Source organism: Brevundimonas sp. UBA7507, assembly GCF_002478355.1.
GTDB lineage: Bacteria > Pseudomonadota > Alphaproteobacteria > Caulobacterales > Caulobacteraceae > Brevundimonas > Brevundimonas diminuta_D.
In genome coordinates, this window is sequence record NZ_DLNP01000018.1 from 147865 (window position 1) to 166378 (window position 18514).

At 68.3% G+C, this 18514-nt stretch carries 18 protein-coding genes; 15 read left to right on the forward strand and 3 right to left on the reverse strand.

Annotated features, from left to right (window positions below; all coding sequences use genetic code 11):
- The first annotated feature begins 25 nt into the window (after positions 1 to 25).
- The 6 genes from htpX (at position 26) to infB (ending at position 8207) form a co-directional block, all read left to right on the forward strand.
- On the forward strand, positions 26 to 1027 hold the full coding sequence (gene htpX, locus B3D50_RS14300) for a zinc metalloprotease HtpX (RefSeq protein WP_286952186.1): 1002 nt from the start codon (positions 26 to 28) through the stop codon (positions 1025 to 1027).
- Between the two features lie 173 nt (positions 1028 to 1200).
- Positions 1201 to 1932, forward strand: a complete 732-nt coding sequence (gene trmB, locus B3D50_RS14305) for a tRNA (guanosine(46)-N7)-methyltransferase TrmB (protein WP_286952187.1) — start codon at positions 1201 to 1203, stop codon at positions 1930 to 1932.
- 151 nt (positions 1933 to 2083) lie between these two features.
- The gene (gene rimP, locus B3D50_RS14310) at positions 2084 to 2680 is read left to right on the forward strand and encodes a ribosome maturation factor RimP (protein WP_286952189.1); all 597 of its coding nucleotides are present in this window, start codon (positions 2084 to 2086) and stop codon (positions 2678 to 2680) included.
- On the forward strand, positions 2680 to 4416 hold the full coding sequence (nusA, locus tag B3D50_RS14315) for a transcription termination factor NusA (RefSeq protein ID WP_046652764.1): 1737 nt from the start codon (positions 2680 to 2682) through the stop codon (positions 4414 to 4416). Before rimP ends, nusA begins: the two co-directional genes overlap by 1 nt.
- 18 nt (positions 4417 to 4434) lie before the next feature.
- Positions 4435 to 5109: an RNA-binding protein gene (locus B3D50_RS14320; protein ID WP_046652765.1), complete on the forward strand. Its 675-nt coding sequence runs from the start codon at positions 4435 to 4437 to the stop codon at positions 5107 to 5109.
- A 110-nt stretch (positions 5110 to 5219) separates the two neighbouring features.
- Positions 5220 to 8207 carry a translation initiation factor IF-2 gene (gene infB / locus B3D50_RS14325; RefSeq protein ID WP_286952193.1) on the forward strand — a complete coding sequence of 996 codons (2988 nt, stop codon included), beginning with the start codon at positions 5220 to 5222 and terminating at the stop codon, positions 8205 to 8207.
- 90 nt (positions 8208 to 8297) lie between these two features.
- Here infB and B3D50_RS14330 read toward each other — a convergent pair whose 3' ends face one another.
- Positions 8298 to 9044: an SAM-dependent methyltransferase gene (locus tag B3D50_RS14330; RefSeq protein ID WP_138142163.1), complete on the reverse strand. Its 747-nt coding sequence runs from the start codon at positions 9042 to 9044 to the stop codon at positions 8298 to 8300.
- 141 nt (positions 9045 to 9185) lie between these two features.
- On the opposite strand from B3D50_RS14330, the gene B3D50_RS14335 reads away from it, so the two are divergent.
- The 6 genes from B3D50_RS14335 to pnp all read left to right on the forward strand — a co-directional run bounded on the left by B3D50_RS14335 (position 9186) and on the right by pnp (position 14772).
- Positions 9186 to 9716 carry a hypothetical protein gene (locus B3D50_RS14335; protein ID WP_269296389.1) on the forward strand — a complete coding sequence of 177 codons (531 nt, stop codon included), beginning with the start codon at positions 9186 to 9188 and terminating at the stop codon, positions 9714 to 9716.
- Positions 9717 to 9727: 11 nt separating this feature from the next.
- Entirely contained in the window at positions 9728 to 10432 is a 705-nt protein-coding gene (locus B3D50_RS14340; RefSeq protein WP_286952196.1) for a DUF2459 domain-containing protein, read from the forward strand.
- Positions 10433 to 10498: 66 nt separating this feature from the next.
- Entirely contained in the window at positions 10499 to 10990 is a 492-nt protein-coding gene (gene rbfA, locus B3D50_RS14345) for a 30S ribosome-binding factor RbfA (RefSeq protein WP_286952198.1), read from the forward strand.
- A 4-nt stretch (positions 10991 to 10994) separates the two neighbouring features.
- Positions 10995 to 11927, forward strand: coding sequence for a tRNA pseudouridine(55) synthase TruB (gene truB, locus B3D50_RS14350; RefSeq protein ID WP_286952200.1), 933 nt, complete (start codon positions 10995 to 10997; stop codon positions 11925 to 11927).
- Between the two features lie 90 nt (positions 11928 to 12017).
- Complete coding sequence (gene rpsO / locus B3D50_RS14355; protein ID WP_003166644.1) at positions 12018 to 12287, forward strand: 30S ribosomal protein S15; 270 nt, start codon at positions 12018 to 12020, stop codon at positions 12285 to 12287.
- A gap of 256 nt (positions 12288 to 12543) precedes the next feature.
- Positions 12544 to 14772, forward strand: coding sequence for a polyribonucleotide nucleotidyltransferase (pnp, locus tag B3D50_RS14360; RefSeq protein ID WP_286952203.1), 2229 nt, complete (start codon positions 12544 to 12546; stop codon positions 14770 to 14772).
- 138 nt (positions 14773 to 14910) lie between these two features.
- On the opposite strand, the gene B3D50_RS14365 is transcribed toward pnp, so the two are convergent.
- Both B3D50_RS14365 and rph read right to left on the reverse strand, forming a co-directional pair.
- Complete coding sequence (locus B3D50_RS14365; RefSeq protein ID WP_269296384.1) at positions 14911 to 15285, reverse strand: hypothetical protein; 375 nt, start codon at positions 15283 to 15285, stop codon at positions 14911 to 14913.
- Positions 15286 to 15351: 66 nt separating this feature from the next.
- Complete coding sequence (rph, locus tag B3D50_RS14370; protein WP_040346471.1) at positions 15352 to 16077, reverse strand: ribonuclease PH; 726 nt, start codon at positions 16075 to 16077, stop codon at positions 15352 to 15354.
- A 44-nt stretch (positions 16078 to 16121) separates the two neighbouring features.
- On the opposite strand from rph, the gene B3D50_RS14375 reads away from it, so the two are divergent.
- The 3 genes from B3D50_RS14375 to grpE are packed head-to-tail and all read left to right on the forward strand — an operon-like array spanning position 16122 to position 18390.
- Positions 16122 to 16676 (forward strand): GNAT family N-acetyltransferase, encoded by a 555-nt coding sequence (locus tag B3D50_RS14375; protein ID WP_269296383.1) that lies wholly within the window; start codon positions 16122 to 16124, stop codon positions 16674 to 16676.
- Positions 16673 to 17767 (forward strand): heat-inducible transcriptional repressor HrcA, encoded by a 1095-nt coding sequence (hrcA, locus tag B3D50_RS14380; protein WP_269296382.1) that lies wholly within the window; start codon positions 16673 to 16675, stop codon positions 17765 to 17767. The genes B3D50_RS14375 and hrcA overlap by 4 nt, the downstream gene beginning before the upstream one ends.
- Complete coding sequence (grpE, locus tag B3D50_RS14385; RefSeq protein ID WP_269296381.1) at positions 17764 to 18390, forward strand: nucleotide exchange factor GrpE; 627 nt, start codon at positions 17764 to 17766, stop codon at positions 18388 to 18390. The genes hrcA and grpE overlap by 4 nt, the downstream gene beginning before the upstream one ends.
- Positions 18391 to 18514 lie beyond the last annotated feature (124 nt).

The window sequence follows — 18514 nt, forward strand, 5'->3', positions numbered from 1 at the left end:
GTCCGACAGCGCGACCGAAGCCCGTATGAACCATCTGAAGACATTCGCCCTGCTGGCCGTGATGACCGCCCTGTTCATGGGGATCGGCTATCTGATCGGCGGCGCGACCGGCATGGCGATCGCCCTGGTCGCGGCGGCGGGCATGAACCTGTTTTCCTATTGGAATGCGGACAAGATCGTCCTGAAGATGTACCGCGCCCAGCCGGTGGACGAGACCCACCCCAACGCGGTGGTGCGCGCCTATGTCGCCGATGTGAAGCAGATGGCCGGCGACGCGGGCCTGCCCCTGCCCAACATCACCATCATTCCGAACGATCAGCCGAACGCCTTCGCCACGGGACGCAATCCCCAAAACGCGGCGGTGGCGGCGACGACGGGCCTGCTGGACATGCTGACGCGCGAAGAGATTCGCGGCGTCATGGCGCACGAGCTGGCCCATGTGAAGAACCGCGACACCCTGACCATGACGGTCACGGCGACGGTGGCGGGCGCCATCGCCATGCTGGCCAACTTCGCCCTGTTCTTCGGCGGCGGCGATGATCGCGAACGGCCTGGCGGCATGATGGGGACCATCGCCCTGATGCTGCTGGCGCCGATGGCGGCGGGTCTGGTGCAGATGGCCATCAGCCGCACTCGCGAATACGAGGCCGATCGCGTCGGCGCCGAGATCGCTGACGACCCGCAGGCCCTGGCCTCGGCCCTGCAGAAGATCGAGGCCTATGCGCGCGGGGCGGTCAACGCCCCGGCCGAGCGCAATCCCGCCACGGCCCATATGTTCATCATCAATCCGCTGAACGGGAAGGGGGCGGACAATCTGTTCTCGACCCACCCGGCCACCGGCAATCGTGTCCGCGCCCTGATGGAGCTCGGCGCGAAAATGGGCATGGGCGGGCGCGTGCGTCCGGCGGCGGCCTTCGTGGCGCCTGCGCCTGTCGCCTCCAGCGCGTCCGCCGCGCCGGTCCGGGGGACCAGCGTGCCGACGACCGACGACGCGCCCGCCACGCCGCCACGCGGCCCCTGGGGTTGAGCTTTCGGCAGGCAAGGGGCTTTGCGTGGGCGGGCTTAAGCCGCTAGAGCGAAATCGGTTCAGTTGGACGAGTGTCCAACTGAACACAGATATTCGCTCCAAGCATAATTCTGGACCATTGTTCTGGGTTCAGTCGATTTCGACTGAACCGAAAATGGTCTAGAGCGCGCGCCATGACCGACGAGACCGACCCCAAACCGTCCGACGCCGACCGCCCCGAATGGGCCAAGGCGCATGGCCCGTTGCGCTCCTTCGGACGCATCAAGTCGCGACCGATCAAGGCGAAGCAGGCGGCCCTGTTCGACACTCTGATGCCGCGCATCGCCGTACCGGACCCGGCCAAGGGACCGATCGACCCTCAAGCCCTGATGCCCGGCGCGAAAGCGGCCTGGCTGGAGATCGGCTTCGGCGGCGGCGAGCATCTGGCGGCCCAGGCGGCGCGTCATCCCGAGGCGGTGATGATCGGCTGCGAGCCTTTCCTGAACGGCGTCGCCTCGGCCCTGCGTCACGTCGAGGAGGGCGGGCTGGAGAACGTGCGCCTGCACGCCGACGACGCCCGCGCGGTGATGGCGGCCCTGCCGGACGCCTCGCTGGACCGGGTGATGATCCTGTTCCCCGACCCCTGGCACAAGGCGCGCCACAACAAGCGCCGCTTCCTGCAGGACGAGACGGCGGTCGAGATCGCCCGCCTGCTGAAGCCGGGCGGCCGCGTGCGTTTCGTCACCGACTGGCTGGACTACGCCGACTGGGCGCTGGAGCGGCTGGCGCGCACGCCGGGCCTGACGCGCCGGGAGACGGGCGCCGACTGGTTCGCCGCGCCCGAAGATCACGTCGTCACCCGCTATGAGGAAAAGAAGCTGGGCGACACCGATCCGATCTTCCTGGAGTTCGAAAAGCAGGGCTGAACGACGGGCGTTTGGGGGAATGGGACGGCGGGGGCTGACACGGCCCCCGCTTTCGCTTATATGACCGCTCACATCGTTAGACCGACGTCCAACGGCGTCGTATCAAGCGGCGGCCCGGACGGACCGTCGCTTTTGTTTTTGGAGTAGCCGCTTGCGGGCCAAGACCGCCGAAGACCGTGCTCTGCTGGAGCTGATCGACCCCGTGGCCGAGAGCCTGGGGCTGGCGGTCGTGCGCGTGCGCCTGATGGGCGGGACGGTGCGTCGCCGTCTGCAGATCATGGCCGAGCGCCAGTCCGACCACGACATCTCGGTCGAGGAGTGCGCCCGTATGTCGCGCGCCGTGTCCGAGGTGCTGGACGCCGCCGATCCGATCTCGGGCGAATATCTGCTGGAAGTCTCGTCGCCCGGCATCGACCGGCCGCTGACGCGCCTGATCGACTTCGACCTGTTCGAAGGGCTGGAGGCCCGCCTCGAGACCGACCGCATGGTCGAGGGCCGCAAGCGCTTCAAGGGCATCGTGGCCGGGACCGAGGGCGAGAACATCGCCATCGATCTGGACGGCGAGGACGAGACCGCCCTGATCCCCTTCGCCTGGCTGGCCGACGCCAAGCTGGTGCTGACCGACGAACTGCTGAAACGCGGCGCGGCCCTGCGCGCGGCGCGCGGCGAACCTGAAGACGACGGCCTGCCGGAAGGCGGGCCCGACGCTGAACAATCTAACTCCGACTCCACTAAGGACGACGCCTGATGGCCGTGACCGGAATCTCCGCCAACCGTCTGGAACTGCTCTCCATCGCCGACGCCGTCGCGCGCGAGAAGAACATCGACCGGGAGATCGTCATCGAGGCGATCGAGGAAGCGATCCAGAAGGGCGCCAAGTCGCGCTATGGCGCGCACCACGACATCCGCGCCCAGATCGACCACAAGACCGGCGAGCTGAGCCTGACCCGTCACGTCACCATCGTCGCCGACGACTGGCAGCCGGAAGACGAGCTGGAAGAGTTCAACGACAGCGCCATGGTGCGCCTGCGCGACGCGCTGAAGCGCGACGCCGAGGCCGAGGTCGGCAAGGAATACGTCGAGATCCTGCCGCCGTTCGAGTTCGGCCGCGTCCAGACGCAGATGGCTCGCCAGGTCGTGACCGGAAAGGTCCGCGAGGCCGAGCGCGCCAACCAGTACGAAGAGTTCAAGGATCGCGTCGGCGAGATCGTCAACGGCACGGTCAAGCGCGTCGAATACGGCAACACCATCGTCGATCTGGGTCGCGGCGAAGGCATCATGCGCCGCGACCAGTCGATCCCGCGCGAGGTGTTCAACGTCGGCGACCGCGTCCGCACCTACATCTACGACGTGCGCCCGGAGGCCAAGGGCCCGCAGGTCATGCTGTCGCGCGCCCACCCCGGCTTCATGGCCAAGCTGTTCGCCCAGGAAGTGCCGGAAGTCTACGACGGCGTGATCGAGATCCGCGCCGCCGCCCGCGACGCCGGTTCGCGCGCCAAGATGGCCGTCCTGTCGAACGACAGCTCGATCGACCCCGTCGGCGCCTGCGTCGGCATGCGCGGCTCGCGCGTTCAGGCGGTCGTCGCCGAACTGCAGGGCGAAAAGATCGACATCATCCAGTGGAACGAGGACGAGCCGACCTTCATCGTCAACGCCCTGGCCCCGGCCGAAGTGGCCAAGGTGGTGCTGGACGAAGAAGCCGACCGCGTTGAAGTCGTGGTGCCGGACGAGCAGCTGTCGCTGGCCATCGGCCGTCGCGGCCAGAACGTCCGCCTGGCCTCGCAGCTGACCGGCTGGCAGATCGACATCATCACCGAGTCCCAGGACTCCGAGCGTCGCCAGCGCGAGTTCGCCGAGCGCACCGCCTTGTTCCAGGAAGCCCTGGACGTGGACGAGACGATCGCCCAGCTGCTGGTCACCGAAGGCTTCGCCACGGTCGAGGATCTGGCCTTCGTCGAGGCTTATGAAATCTCCGAGATCGAAGGCTTCGACGAGGACACGGCCGAAGAGCTGCAGACCCGCGCCCGCGAACACCTGGACCGTCAGGCCGCCGAGCTGGACGCCAAGCGCGTGGCTCTGGGCGTCGAAGACGGCGTGCTGGACGTGCCGGGCGTGACCGCCGCCATCGCCGTCGCCCTGGGCGAAGGCGGGGTGAAGACGGTCGAGGATTTGGCCGACCTGGCCACCGATGAAATCCGCGGCGGCTATGAAGTGCGCGGCGGCGAGCGCGTGAAGGTTCCGGGCGTGCTGGAAAGCTTCAATCTGAGCCAGGAAGACGCCGAAATGCTGATCCTGCAGGCGCGCGTGGCCGCCGGCTGGATCGACGCTTCGGAGCTGCCTCAGCCGGAATACGTCGAGGAAGAGACGCTGGAAGGCGACGTCGAGTTCGACGGCGAAGTCCAGGAAGAAGCCCCGGCCGACGACGTCGACGCTGATGCAGAGGCCGCTTCCGGCGACCTCGACGATCAGTCCCGCGACATGTGATGGGAGCCGCAGCCGTCCATGAGGTCGTCCGAGACGTTGATCGATAGGGATCGTCAGGACCTGGCGTCGCGCCAGGCCCTCGATGAATCTCGCCTGATCCGTTTCGTGGCGGCCCCGGACGGGGCGGTGGCGCCCGATCTGGGGCGCAAGCTTCCGGGGCGCGGCCTGTGGGTCGCGGCCGATCGCGCCTCGCTTGAGGCCGCGATCAAGAAGAACTTGTTCGCGCGGGCGGCCAAGGCGCCGTTGAAGCCCGCCGCGGACCTGCCTGATGTGGTCGAAAGCCTGCTGGTTCGGCGCTGCCTGGACCAGCTGGGTCTTGCCCGGCGCGAAGGCGTGCTTATCTCTGGGTTCGAGAAATGCGCTGCGGCGATCCGCAGCGGCCGCGCCGCTTGGCTGATCGAAGCCGCCGACGGCTCGGCCGATGGGCGCGGCAAGCTTCTGGCCCTCTCCAGACACGCCTCGCCCGCCCCTGAAATCTGCGGGGCTTTCAGCGCGGACGATTTGAGTTTGGCCCTTGGGCTGGAAAATGCGATACACGCCGTCCTGCTGCAAGGCGGGCGGGCCGATCGCTGGACCATGGAGGTTCAGCGGCTGGCGGGATTTCGACCTCTCTGTCCCCAGAGCTGGAACCGGGCGGGGCCCGAACACGGCGCAGAGGACGACCGGAGCGCGGCTCCGGAAGGAGAGCCTTAGGGTTTGAGCGGCTGCGGGCCTGTTTCCGAAACAACGGAGGCGGGGCCGCATTCTGCTATGGGTGATTGAGAGACGAAGGCGGAATTCTCCGCCCTGAGTAAAGCGACCGGATGAGCGACGAAAACAACAATTCCAACGACGGCAAGACTCCTGCCAACACGCCTTCGCAAACGGGGCCGCGCGCGCCGTTGAGCCTGAAGCCGCGTGCGGCGGGTTCGGTCTCGACCGGCACGGTGAAACAGAGCTTCAGCCACGGCCGTTCCAAGACCGTCGTCGTCGAGACCAAGCGCCGCGCTGGCCCGCAGGGCGGGCATCAGCGTCCGCAGGGCTTCGACGTCGCGCGTCCGCGCCCCGAAGGAGGCGCGCCGCGTTCGGCCGCGCCGCGTCAACCGGCCGGCGGCGCCCTGTCGCCCGAGGAACAGGAGGCGCGTCGCCGCGCCATCGCCCTGGCCACGCAACAGGCCGCCGAGCGCGAACGCAAGGCGGTAGCCGCCAAGGCCGCCGCCGAGGCCGCCGAGCGCCAACAGGCCGCCGCCGTCGAGGCCGCCGCCGCCAAGGCCGCTGCTGAAGCCGCCGCCGCTAAGGCCGCCGCTGAGGCCGCCCGCGTGGAGGCCGCCAAGCTGAGCGCTGTGGCGCCGGCCCCCGCTGCGGCCAAGCCGGTCGCGCCGAAGGTCGAAGCGCCCAAGGTCGAGGCTCCGAAGGTCGAAGCCAGGCCTGAGCCGGCCAAGCCCGCGGCTCCGGCTGCGCCCAAGCGCCCGGCCGTCAACTTCGGCCAGCGCGCGCCCAAGATCCCGACCGGCCGCGCGCCGCTGGAGCGGCCCGCCTTCGGCGGCCGTTCGGCTCGCGAACAGGCCATGGGCGACGGCGAGCGTCCGCAGGCCCGTGAACAATCGCCGCGCGAAGGCGGCCGCGAGGGCGCCGAGCGTCCTGCGCGTCCGGCCCAGACCGTCCGCTATTCGGCGCTGAACCCGCGCCCGGCCCCCGGCGCCCGCACCGGCGCGCCCGGCGCCTCGCGTCCCGGCGCCCGTCCGGCCCCGAACCAGCCTCCGGCGCAACCCGAAGTGGCGCGTCCCAGCCGCGCCGGCGGCGGCTTCGCCCGTCCGGCGACCGGCCGCGAGGAGGATCGCGACAAGCGTTTCGCCGACAACGCGCCCGGCAAGGCCGTCAGCCGCACGCGCGGCGAGCCCAAGCGCCGCGAAGGCCGCCTGACCATCCATTCGGTGGCGGGAGGCGACGAGGACGCCGTCGAGCGCATGCGCTCGCTGGCCTCGGTGCGCCGCGCTCGCGAACGCGAGAAGGAAAAGCGCCGCGGCGGCTCGACCGAGACGCCGAACCGTCCGCGTGAAGTGGTCATCCCCGACACCATCACCGTCGGCGAACTGGCCAACCGCATGGCCGTGCGCGGCGTCGACATCATCAAATTCCTGATGCGTCAGGGCCTGATGATGAAGATCAACGACGTGATCGATTCCGACACCGCCGAACTGGTGGCCGAGGAATACGGCATGGCCGTCAAGCGCGTGTCCGAATCCGACGTTGAAGAAGGCTTCATCGCCGACGCCGACGACGCCGATGCGGGCGAGATCCGCGCCCCGGTCGTGGCCATCATGGGCCACGTCGACCACGGCAAGACCTCGCTTCTGGACGCGCTGCGCACCACGGACGTGGCGGGCGGCGAAGCCGGCGGCATCACCCAGCACATCGGCGCCTATCAGGTGCGCCTGGCTGACGGTCAGCGCATCACCTTCCTGGACACGCCGGGCCACGCGGCCTTCTCGGCGATGCGGGCGCGCGGCGCCAACGTCACCGACATCGTCGTCCTGGTCGTGGCGGCCGACGACGGCGTCATGCCGCAGACGGTCGAGGCCATCCAGCACGCCAAGGCGGCGGGTTCGCCGATCATCGTGGCGGTCAACAAGATCGACAAGCCGGACGCCAATTCGCAGAAGATCGTCAACGAGCTGCTTCAGTATGAAGTCATCTCCGAGAGCCTGGGCGGCGACACTCAGATCATCGAGCTGTCGGCTAAGGAGAAGATCAACCTCAACGGTCTGACCGACGCCATCCTGCTGCAGGCCGAGGTCATGGACCTGCGCGCCAACGCCGACCGTTCGGCCGAGGGCGTGGTCATCGAGGCCAAGCTGGACAAGGGCCGCGGCCCGGTCGCGACCGTCCTGGTCAAGCGCGGCACGCTGAAGCGCGGCGACATCGTCGTGGCCGGTTCGGCCTGGGGCAAGGTTCGCGCCCTGCTGAACGAGCGCAACGAGCAGCTGCCTGAAGCCGGTCCGTCGGTTCCGGTCGAGATTCTCGGCCTGGACGAGGCGCCGTCGCCGGGCGACGTCTTCGCCGTGGTGGAATCCGAGGCCCGCGCCCGCGAACTGACGGAATACCGTCAGCGCGTGAAGCGCGAGAAGACCCAGGTCTCGGGCGGCTCGCTGTCGCTGGTCGACATGATGTCCAAGCTGCAGTCCAAGAAGGTCAATGAACTGCCGGTCCTCATCAAGGCCGACGTTCAGGGCACGGCCGAAGCCATCGTCGGCTCGCTGGACAAGATGGGCAACGACGAGGTCCGCGCCCGCACCGTCTATTCGGGCGCCGGCGGCATCACCGAGAGCGACGTCAACCTGGCCAAATCGGCCGGGGCGCCGATCCTGGGCTTCAACGTCCGCGCCTCGAAACAGGCGCGCGACCTGGCCGAGCGTGAAGGCGTCGAGATCCGCTACTACTCGATCATCTACGACCTGCTGGACGACATTAAGGGCGTGCTCTCGGGCATGCTGGCGCCGCTCCAGCGCGAAACCTTCCTGGGCAACGCCAAGGTGCTGCAGACCTTCGACATCACCAAGGTCGGCCGGGTCGCGGGCTGCCGCGTCACCGAGGGCGTGGTCCGCAAGGGCGCGCGCGTCCGCATCATCCGCGACGACGTGGTGGTGCTGGAGCTGGGCGTGCTCAACACGCTCAAGCGCTTCAAGGACGAGGTCAACGAAGTGCCTTCGGGTCAGGAGTGCGGCATGCAGTTCGCCGGCTTCCAGGACATCAAGGAAGGCGACTACATCGAGTGCTTCACCGTCGAAGAGATCAAGCGCACCCTGGACTAGGACGCTTGAGCCTCACGGCCTGAAACATGAAGGGCGCGGTTTCCACGGAAGCCGCGCCCTTTGTCTTTGGCGATGAGCGGGTGAGTGAGGTCACGCCTCGACGGCGGACTTCAGCGCGCCATCCGCGAAGGTCAGGGTGAAGCGCTGAACCGGCGTCGCGTCGTTCGCCTGAAGCTCAATCTCCAACCTTTCTCCGCACAGTTCGGCGCCGAGCAGGTCGACCTCAATCTCCCCCAGCCAGGCGCGGCCCGTGACCTGCTGATAGGTTTGCTCCAGCTCCAACCGGCACGGCGTTCCATCGGCGCCCGTCCAGCTCCATTGACCTGCGACCGAGGCCGGAACCGTCCATTTGTAGATGTAGCCGTCGGCGACCTTGATCCGCTCGTCGGCCTGCCAATCGCCCATGTCGAAGGCGTGGGAGACGATGCGGGCGCCGGGCTTCAGCTGGCTGAGCAGGCGCGGGCGCAGCTGCACATTGATGGACTGGAGCAGATAGAGGCTGACCACGGTGGCCTCGCGGACATCGACGCTGAACAGGTCTTCCTCGCGGAAGTCGACCATGTGTTCGACCCCGGCCCAGCCGGCGAACTCCATGGCGTCGGCGATCCGCAGGGGGTCGACGTCGACGCCGACGCCGCGCGCGTCGCGATCGCGGGCGGCGGCGATGACGATGCGTCCGTCGCCGCAGCCGAGGTCGTACAGACGATCATTGGGGCCGACCCCCGCCAGACTCAGCATGGCCTCGACTGTGTCCTCCTCGGTCGGCACGAAGGGCACGGCGAGGTAGTGATCCGGATCCTGGGCGTAGTTGTCGATGTCGAAGGGGTCTGTGAACACGGTCTTGGGTCATGTAGCGCGGGGAGGGGGCAATCATGGCGGATCGACCGCCGTCTTTCCACTCGATGGGCTTCATCTGAAGCCCGCTTGGCCTTAGGGTTCGGCTCTATCGCGTCGGGGGGCGCTAATGAATGGGCCGCCATGCCTCGTCCTGACCTGTCTCTGCTGCTGATCGTCGCCGGCCTGGGCGCCCTGGCGACGCCGGCGATGGCCGACACCCGGTTCCTGTCCTTCGACGCGCGCGACCGCGCCACCCAGGCCCTGACGCGCGGGGTGACGCTGGAGGTCGAGCGCGGCTGGTTCGGCGCGACCTCGGTGAGAAACCTGTTCTCCTCGACCTCGCGCGGGTCGGCTCGGTTCCAGCGCGGCGGGCCGGACCAGGTGCGACGCGTCCTGCCGCAGGGGGCGGCGGACGGCGGGGTCTACAGCATCACGACCGACGGCGACGGTCGCGCCCTGTCGCGCGCCCTGTGCCCCGGCTCGGACGAGGCCTTTATCGTCGTGGGGCGGGTGCGCGCCGGCCATCCCCTGACGATCGAGACGGTCGGGCGCTGGGCCGACGGCCAGTTCCGTCACTGCGTCACCCTGAACTACGACTACCGCGGCGAATGGGCGACGATGCAGGGCTCTTCGCCCGCCCGCGACGTCCCTGCCGCCTTCGGGACCAACTAGGCGGCGCGGAGGTGCTGATCCGCTGGAGCCTCGCTGTCCTGATCGGCCTGCTGGCCGGGGTATGGACGGCGCAGCGGCCGGGCGATCCTGCATTGTTTCCCGCCGCATCGTCGGAGACGGCGATCGTCGTCCATCTGCTCGACAACGGCTTTCACACCGACCTGGCCGTGCCGCGCGCGGCGCTGGCGGCGGGCGACGACGCCCTGGCGCGGGCGGTGCGGGCCCTGCCGCCGGGCGACTGGGTGCGGATCGGCTGGGGCGACTCCGTCTTCTATGTCGAACAGGGGGCGATCAGCGGCCGCCTGCCCGACGGGGCGCGGGCCTTCTTCAAGCCTGGCGGCAATCCTTCGGTGCTCATGCTGGACCCCGATCCGGCCGATCCGGCGCTGTTCGCCGAGCCGGGGCGGGCGACGCTGCGCCTGTCGCCCCAGGGCTTTGCCGCCCTGCGCGCGCGGGTGGCGAATTCGCTGCGGCTGGATGAAGGCGGGCAGGTGGTGGTTTCGGCGCAGAGGGACGGCGACGACGCCGTCTTCTACGCCAGCGGCGAGACCTTCTGGGTCGGGCATCTGTGCAATCACTGGACGGCCGAGGTGCTGAACGCGGGCGGCTTGCCCATGCCCATGGCCCGCAGCCTGACCTCGGGCGCGGTGATGCGGGCGGCCCGGCAGGCGGAACAGGGTGCGGCGGAACTGGACTTGAGCGGCGCAGGCGACTAGACCCCGCCCCTTCGCGTTTCAGAGCCGGCGTCCGATCCCCGGCGGCGCGAGCAGGAGAAGCCCACGATGGCCCGCAAGCAACACACCCGCAACGCCAGCGGCCCGCTGGGGCCGTCGCAGCGCCAGCTGCGCGCCGGCGAACTGATCCGCCACGCCCTGGTCGATGTAATGCGCGAGCACGAGATTCATGACGAGGCCCTGGTCGGCGTCTCCGTCACCGTGACCGAGGTGCGGATGAGCCCGGACCTGCGCCACGCCACCTGTTTCGTCGAGCCGCTGGGTGCGGGCGTCGAGGCGGCCGAGACGGCCGGGCAGGAGAGCGCTATCATCAAGGCGCTGAACGAACACGCCAAATTCCTGCGCGGTCAGCTGGGCCGCCGCATCGACATGAAGTTCACGCCGGACCTGAAATTCCGCCACGACGAGAGCTTCGACACGGCCAGCCACATGGACCGCCTGTTCAACGATCCGCGCGTGCGCGCCGATATCGAACACGCTGACGATGAGGATGACGGGCCTCAAGCAGCGCAAGGCGCGGAAGGCCCAGAGAAAGACTGATCCCATGGCGCGACGCAAGCGGGGCGACATCGTCAACGGCTGGGTGTGTCTGGACAAGCCCTATGAGATGGGCTCGACCGAGGCGGTGACGAAGATCCGTCGCCTGTTCAACGCCCAGAAGGCGGGCCATGCGGGCACGCTGGACCCGCTGGCCTCGGGCATTCTGCCCATTGCGCTTGGCGAGGCGACAAAGACCGTGCCCTTCATGATGGAGGCGCAGAAGGTCTATCGCTTCACCATCCACTGGGGCATTTCGACCGACAGCATCGACCGCGAGGGGGAGATCATCGCCCGCTCGGACGTGCGCCCCTCGGTCGAGGCTGTGAAGGCCGCCCTGCCGTCCTTCGTCGGCGAGATCGACCAGACGCCGCCGGCCTTCTCGGCCGTAAGGGTCAATGGCGAGCGCGCCTATGATCTGGCGCGGGCGGGGGTCGAGGTCGAACTTCAGTCCCGCCGCGTGACCATTCATGAGGCGGCGGTGACGGCCGCGCCGGACGCCGATCACGTCGAGATCACGATGCGGACGGGCAAGGGCGTCTATGTCCGATCGCTGGCGCGCGACCTGGCGATCATGCTGGGCGCCGAGGGCCATGTCTCGGACCTGCGACGCGAGCGGGTGGGGCCGTTCTCGGTCGACAACGCCGTAACGCTGGATTTTCTGGAAGACTTGGCGCATAAGGGCGCCGCCTTTGAGGGCTTGCTGCCCGTTTCGACCGCTCTGGACGACATCCCGGAGTTGGCCGTGACGGATCAGGACGCCCTCTCTCTGAGGCAGGGACGGCCGATCGTTCTGCTCCCCCGACAGATTGAAACGCTCAAGGCCCGGCTTACCGCCGGCTCGCGGCTGGTTTCGGTCTTCGAGGGCGGAACCCTGGTCGCGCTCGGCAATCTCAGGGCCGGTCGGCTTGAACCCGATCGTGTTTTCAACCTCCCCTGACGCAGACATCCCCGTCTGCCGACAGGCACTCCAACGCCCTCAAACAGCGAGCCTCCGCGAGGCGAGCGATAGGGCAAGAAAGGACTCTCGATGTCGATTACGGCTCAACGTAAAGCTGAAGTCATCGCCGACAATGCTCGCTCGACGGGCGACACCGGTTCGGCGGAAGTCCAGGTCGCGATCCTGACGGAACGCATCGCCAACCTGACCGAGCACTTCAAGACCCACAAGAAGGACAACCACTCGCGTCGTGGCCTGCTGAAGCAGGTTTCGCAGCGTCGTCGCCTTCTGGACCACCTGAACAAGACCGACAGCGCCCGCTATCAGGCGCTGATCGCCAAGCTGGGCCTGCGTCGTTAAGGCGCCCCGCTTGCGGATCGGATAATTCCACGAGGCGCGGGCGGACACGTCCGCGCCTCGTTCCGCTATTAGAAGTAGGCTTCCCGCGCGCCGCGGGTCTTACCGGCGCAACCGACGCGAGGGCCTGAAATCCGGTCCTCAATCACCCGTCCGGCCGCGATGACGCGGCCTGGCTCATGGGGACCGCAGGACTGAACGGCCTGCCGCTCCGCACACCCCCGACGGGAATACGCCCGCGGGAGACGAAAGACGAAACATGTTCGATATCAAACGCAAGACGATCGAGTGGGCCGGACGCCCCTTGACCCTCGAGACGGGCCGCATCGCCCGTCAGGCCGACGGCGCCGTGCTGGCGACCTACGGCGAGACCGTGGTCCTGGCCACCGTCGTCTACGGCCGTCAGCCCAAGCCGGGCCTGGATTTCTTCCCCCTGACGGTCAACTACCAGGAAAAGACCTTTGCGGCCGGCAAGATTCCGGGCGGCTACTTCAAGCGTGAAGGCCGTCCGACCGAGAAGGAGACCCTGGTCTCCCGCCTGATCGACCGCCCGATCCGCCCCCTGTTCGTCAAGGGCTTCAAGAACGAGACCCAGGTCATCGTCACCGTGCTGCAGCACGACCTTGAGAACGATCCCGACATCCTGGGCATGGTCGCCGCCTCGGCCGCTCTGACCATTTCGGGCGTGCCCTTCATGGGCCCGATCGGCGCCGCGCGCGTCGGCATGATCGACGGCGAGTTGGTGCTGAACCCGGCCATCGACCAGATGGGCGAAAGCGCCCTGGACCTGGTCGTCGCGGGCACGCAGGACGCCCTGATGATGGTCGAATCCGAAGCCAAGGAGCTGTCGGAAGAGAAGATGCTCGAGGCCCTGATGTTCGCGCACGCGGGCATGCAGCCGGTCATCGACGCCATCATCGACCTGGCCGAGCACGCCGCCAAGGAGCCGTTCGACTTCCAGGCCGAAGACCACTCGGACGTGGTCGCCTCGATCAAGGCGCTGGTCGGCGAAGAGATCAAGGCCGCCTACGCCCACCCGGGCAAGTATGACCGCCGCTCGGGCGTCGACGCCGCCAAGAAGAAGGCCGCCGAGGCCCTGGTGAAGACCGACGAGAAGCCGGAAGGCGTCGACTCGTCGAAGTTCTCGGCCGCGTTCAAGGAATGCGAAGCCGACGTCCTGCGTCGCGACATCATCGAGAACAGCCACCGCGTCGACGGCCGCGCCCTGGACAAGGTCCGCGCCATCGTCTCGGAAGTCGGCGTCCTGCCGCGCACCCACGGCTCGTCGCTGTTCACGCGCGGCGAAACCCAGGCCCTGGTCGTCGCCACCCTGGGCACCGGCGAGGACGAGCAGTACATCGACAGCCTGACGGGGACGTACAAAGAGTCCTTCCTGCTGCACTACAACTTCCCGCCCTATTCGGTCGGTGAAGCGGGCCGCATGGGCTCGCCGGGCCGTCGCGAAATCGGCCACGGCAAGCTGGCCTGGCGCGCCATCCGCCCGATGCTGCCGTCGAAGGAAGACTTCCCCTACACCATCCGTCTGGTGTCGGAGATCACCGAGTCCAACGGCTCGTCCTCGATGGCCACGGTCTGCGGTTCGTCGCTGGCCCTGATGGACGCCGGCGTGCCGCTGGCCCGTCCGGTCTCGGGCATCGCCATGGGTCTGATCCTGGAGCCGTCGGGCGAGTTCGCCATCCTGTCCGACATCCTGGGCGATGAAGATCACCTGGGCGACATGGACTTCAAGGTCGCGGGCACCTCGGAAGGCATCACCAGCCTTCAGATGGACATCAAGGTCGCCGGTATCACCAAGGAGATCATGCAGCAGGCCCTGACTCAGGCTTCGGCCGGCCGTCTGCATATCCTCGACGAAATGTCGAAGGCGATGGAAGCCCCGCGCGCCGAACTGGGCGAGTTCGCGCCCAAGATCGAATCCATCAAGATCGCGGTCGACAAGATCCGTGAAGTGATCGGTTCGGGCGGCAAGGTCATCCGCGAAATCGTCGAGAAGACTGGCGCCAAGGTCGACATCGGCGACGACGGCACCATCAAGATCGCCGCCAACGAGCAAGAGAAGATCGAAGCCGCCAAGGCCTGGATCCAGTCCATCGCTTCAGAGCCGGAAGTCGGCACCATCTACACCGGCAAGGTCGTGAAGGTCGTCGACTTCGGCGCCTTCGTGAACTTCTTCGGCGCCAAGGACGGCCTGGTCCACGTGTCCCAGATCGCCCTGGAGCGCGTCGCCAACCCGGCCGACGTCCTGTCGGAAGGCCAGGAGGTCAAGGTCAAGTTCCTGGGCTTCGACGATCGCGGCAAGACCAAGCTGTCGATGAAGGTCGTCGATCAGGAAACCGGCGAGGACATCACCGACAAGATCAACGCCGAGCGCGCTGAACGCGGCGAAGCCCCGCTGTCGGAAGACACCGGCGGCCGTCCCAAGGGCGACCGTAACGGCGGCGACCGCGGCCGTCGCCGTCGCGACTAAGCCTCGGCGTCATCGCTGAACTGAAGAAGGCCCCGGCGGAGCGATCCGCCGGGGTCTTTTTTGTGCGCTATCGCTCGCGACGCGGTCGCTCTCTGTTTGAGCGCAGTTTTTCATAAACCCTCTCCCGGCGGGAGAGGGTCATTGGACACACTCTTTCGGCGGAGTTTCGCCGTCGCGGGTCCACATTGCGCAGGAACGATCGATCTCGCCCTGGATCAGGTCGCAGGGGTTGGAGGCGTGGCAGGGCGGGCGGGTCGCGGGGCTGACGGCGATGCAGCGCTGGACCAGGCGGGCGGCGGCGGCTTCGCCCAAGGTCTCAAGGCACGGGCGTTCGTCGATCAGAACCCGTTGTGGCGCCATGTCCGGGCCTTCGGGCAGGCGGGCCTCGGGCTCGCGGGCGGGGGAAGGCGCAGGCGTCGGGACCGGCGCGGAGGCCGCCGGCTCCGGGCGCGGCTGGCAGGCGGCGAGCAGGCCGCCGAGGATCAGGCAGGCCAGAAGAGACGGTCGGGTCATGCGGGGCTCCGGATCGGGGTTCGCCTATGCAACGACGATGGTCCCGATCCGGCTCCGCGAAAAGCCTTATCGGCGGGCGGCCTCGACGGCGGCGCGCTGCAGGGCGAACAGTTCGGTGCAGCCGATTTCGGCCAGTTCGAACAGGCGGTCGAACTCGGCCCGGCTGAAGCCGCGCTTCTCGCCGGTGGCCTGGATTTCGACGATCTGGCCCGCGCCGGTCAGGACGAAGTTGCTGTCGGCCTCGGCGGTGGAGTCTTCCTCATAGTCGAGGTCCAGCACCGGCAGGTCGTTGAACACGCCGCAGGACACGGCCGCCACCTGATCCAGGATCGGATCGGTCGTCAGCACGCCCTCGTCCTTGAGGTAGTTGAGCGCCGAAGCCATCGCCACCCAGGCGCCGGTGATGGAGGCAGTGCGCGTGCCGCCGTCGGCCTGGATCACGTCGCAGTCGATCAGCACCTGACGCTCGCCCAGCGCCTTGAGGTCGACCACGGCGCGAAGGGAGCGGCCGATCAGGCGCTGGATTTCCTGGGTGCGGCCCGACTGCTTGCCGGCGGCGGCTTCGCGGCGACCGCGCGTGTGGGTGGCGCGCGGCAGCATGCCGTATTCGGCCGTGACCCAGCCCTGGCCGGTGTTGCGCATCCAGCCCGGCACCTTCTCCTCGATCGAGGCCGTCACCAGCACCTTGGTGTGACCGAAGGACACCAGGCACGAGCCCTCGGCGTAGCGGTTGACGCCGGTTTCCAGCGTGACGGTGCGGAGTTGTTCGGGGGTGCGTTCGGACGGGCGCATGGGAATTCCTTGGAAGCGGGATGGCGCGTGCTTATCCTGAAACCATGAGCCTGTCCCGTCCTGACCTGTCTGTTGTGCGTCTTCGCCCGGCCGTGGCCGCCGATGCTGCGATACTGGCGCGCTGGGATGAAGCGCCGCATGTCATCGCCTGCCTGACCGACGACCCCGACCAATACGAGGCCGCCGACTGGGACGAGGAGCTGGCTGCGCAGTCCGACGTCTTCCGCTACTTCATCGCCGAGGTCGACGGCCGTCCGATCGGGGCCATGTTGGATATCGACCCGGCGGGCGAGCCCAATGGCTATTGGGGCGAGATCGAGCCGAACCTGCGCGCCCTCGACATCTGGATCGGCGAGGCCGACGCCCTGAACCGGGGCTATGGCGCGCAGATGATGACCCAGGCGCTGGACGCCTGTTTCGCCCGGCCTCAGGTCGAGGCCGTGGTGATCGATCCGCTCAACTCCAATACGCAGGCGCATCGTTTCTATCAGCGTCTGGGCTTCCGGCCGGAGGGGCGGCGCGTTTTCAACGGGACGGACGACTGTCTGGTCCATCGCCTGACCCGTGCGGACTGGGCGGCGCGGAGGATGGCGGCATGAGCCTGCTGCATCCCTCGCCCGGTCTGGCGACGCTGGACGCGCGGGCGCGCGACATCTTTCGGCGGGTGGTCGAGACCTATCTGGAGACGGGCGAGCCGGTGGGGTCGCACACCCTGTCGCGCGCCGGGCTGGACCTGTCGCCCGCCTCGATCCGCAACACCATGCAGGCGTTGACGCAGGCGGGGCTGCTGGCCTCGCCGCATACATCGGCCGGGCGGGCGCCGACCCATGCGGGCCTGCGGTTGTTCGTGGACGGCCTCTTGGAGGTCGGCGACATCGGTCAGGAGGAACGGCGCGAGATCGACGCCCGGCTAGCCGTGCTGGGCGCCAAGGGCGGCGGTCGCAATGTCGAGGAGGCCTTGGATGCGGCCTCGTCCCTGCTGTCGGGTCTGGCGGGCGGGGCGGGCATCGTCGCCAGCCCGGTGCGCGAGGCCGGGGTGCGCCATGTCGAGTTCGTGGCTCTGGGCGGCGGGCAGGCGCTGGCCGTGCTGGTGGCTGACGACGGGGTGGTCGAGAACCGGCTGATGAACCTGGCGCCGGGCGTGACGCCTTCGACCCTGCAGGAGGCGTCGAACTTTCTCAGCGCCCGGCTGAAGGGCCGTCCGCTGGCCGAGGCCCGGCATGAAATGAAGGCCGAGATGGAGGCCGCCCGGCGTGATCTGGACGTCGCCGCCGCCCGCCTGGTCGAGGATGGGCTGGCCGCCTGGAGCGGCGGAGGGGGCGGTGCGGGCCATGACCGCAACCTGATCGTGCGCGGGCGCGGCAATCTGTTGCAGGACGCCCGCGCGGCCGAGGATCTGGAGCGGGTGCGCGTCCTGTTCGACGATCTGGAGCAGAAGGAGCAGCTGATCGGCCTGCTGGACGACGTCGGCGCGGCCCAGGGGGTGCGCATCTATATCGGCGCGGAAACGCGACTCTTTTCGCTTTCGGGTTCCGCCGTGATCGCGGCGCCCTATATGTCGGGCCGGCAGCGGGTGCTGGGCGCCATCGGCGTCATTGGGCCCGCGCGGTTGAACTACGCCCGTGTCATCCCGTTGGTGGACTATACCGCCCGGGTGCTGGGCCGGATTCTGGACGGACAAGAGACGTGAACGACATCAACGACGAGACCCGGGATCAACTCGAGCAGGACATCAAGGAGTCCGAGGCGGACGCTGCGGCGGAAGGCGCCGACGGCGACATGGCTGTGGTCGACGCCCTGATCGCCGAGCGCGATCAGTGGAAGGATCGCGCACTGCGCGCCGTGGCCGAGGCCGAGAACGTCAAGCGCCGCGCCGAGACGCAGCAGAACGACGCCCGCGCCTACGCCATCCAGCGCTTCGCCAAGGATCTGCTGAGCGTGGCCGACACCCTGGAGCGCGGCCTGGCGACGGCGCCGAAGGATGCGGACGGTCCGGCGGCCGCCATGGTCACGGGACTGGAGCTGACGCAGAAGTCCCTGCTGTCGGCCTTCGAGGCCAACGGCCTGACCCGCGTCGATCCGGCGCCGGGCGACGCCTTCGATCCGCACCTGCATCAGGCGATGATGGAGCAATCCTCGGACACCGTGCCGGGCGGGGCCGTCATCCAGACGCTGCAGCCGGGCTACGCCCTGTTCGGCCGCACCGTGCGCGCGGCCATGGTGGTGGTCGCGGCCAAGGGCTCGGGCCCGGCGGCGGGCGGCGCCTATGCGGACCCGAACACGACCGGCGGGAATTTCGACGCCAAGGCCTGATGGTCTTCGCGCGCTGAAACGACGACGGCCCGGCGCAGACGCGTCGGGCCGTTTTTCTTTGCTTGGCTTCCCGTGCCGCGCTTGCGGCCAAAGCACTGGGCCCCGGCGTCCGCCGGGGTGAGCG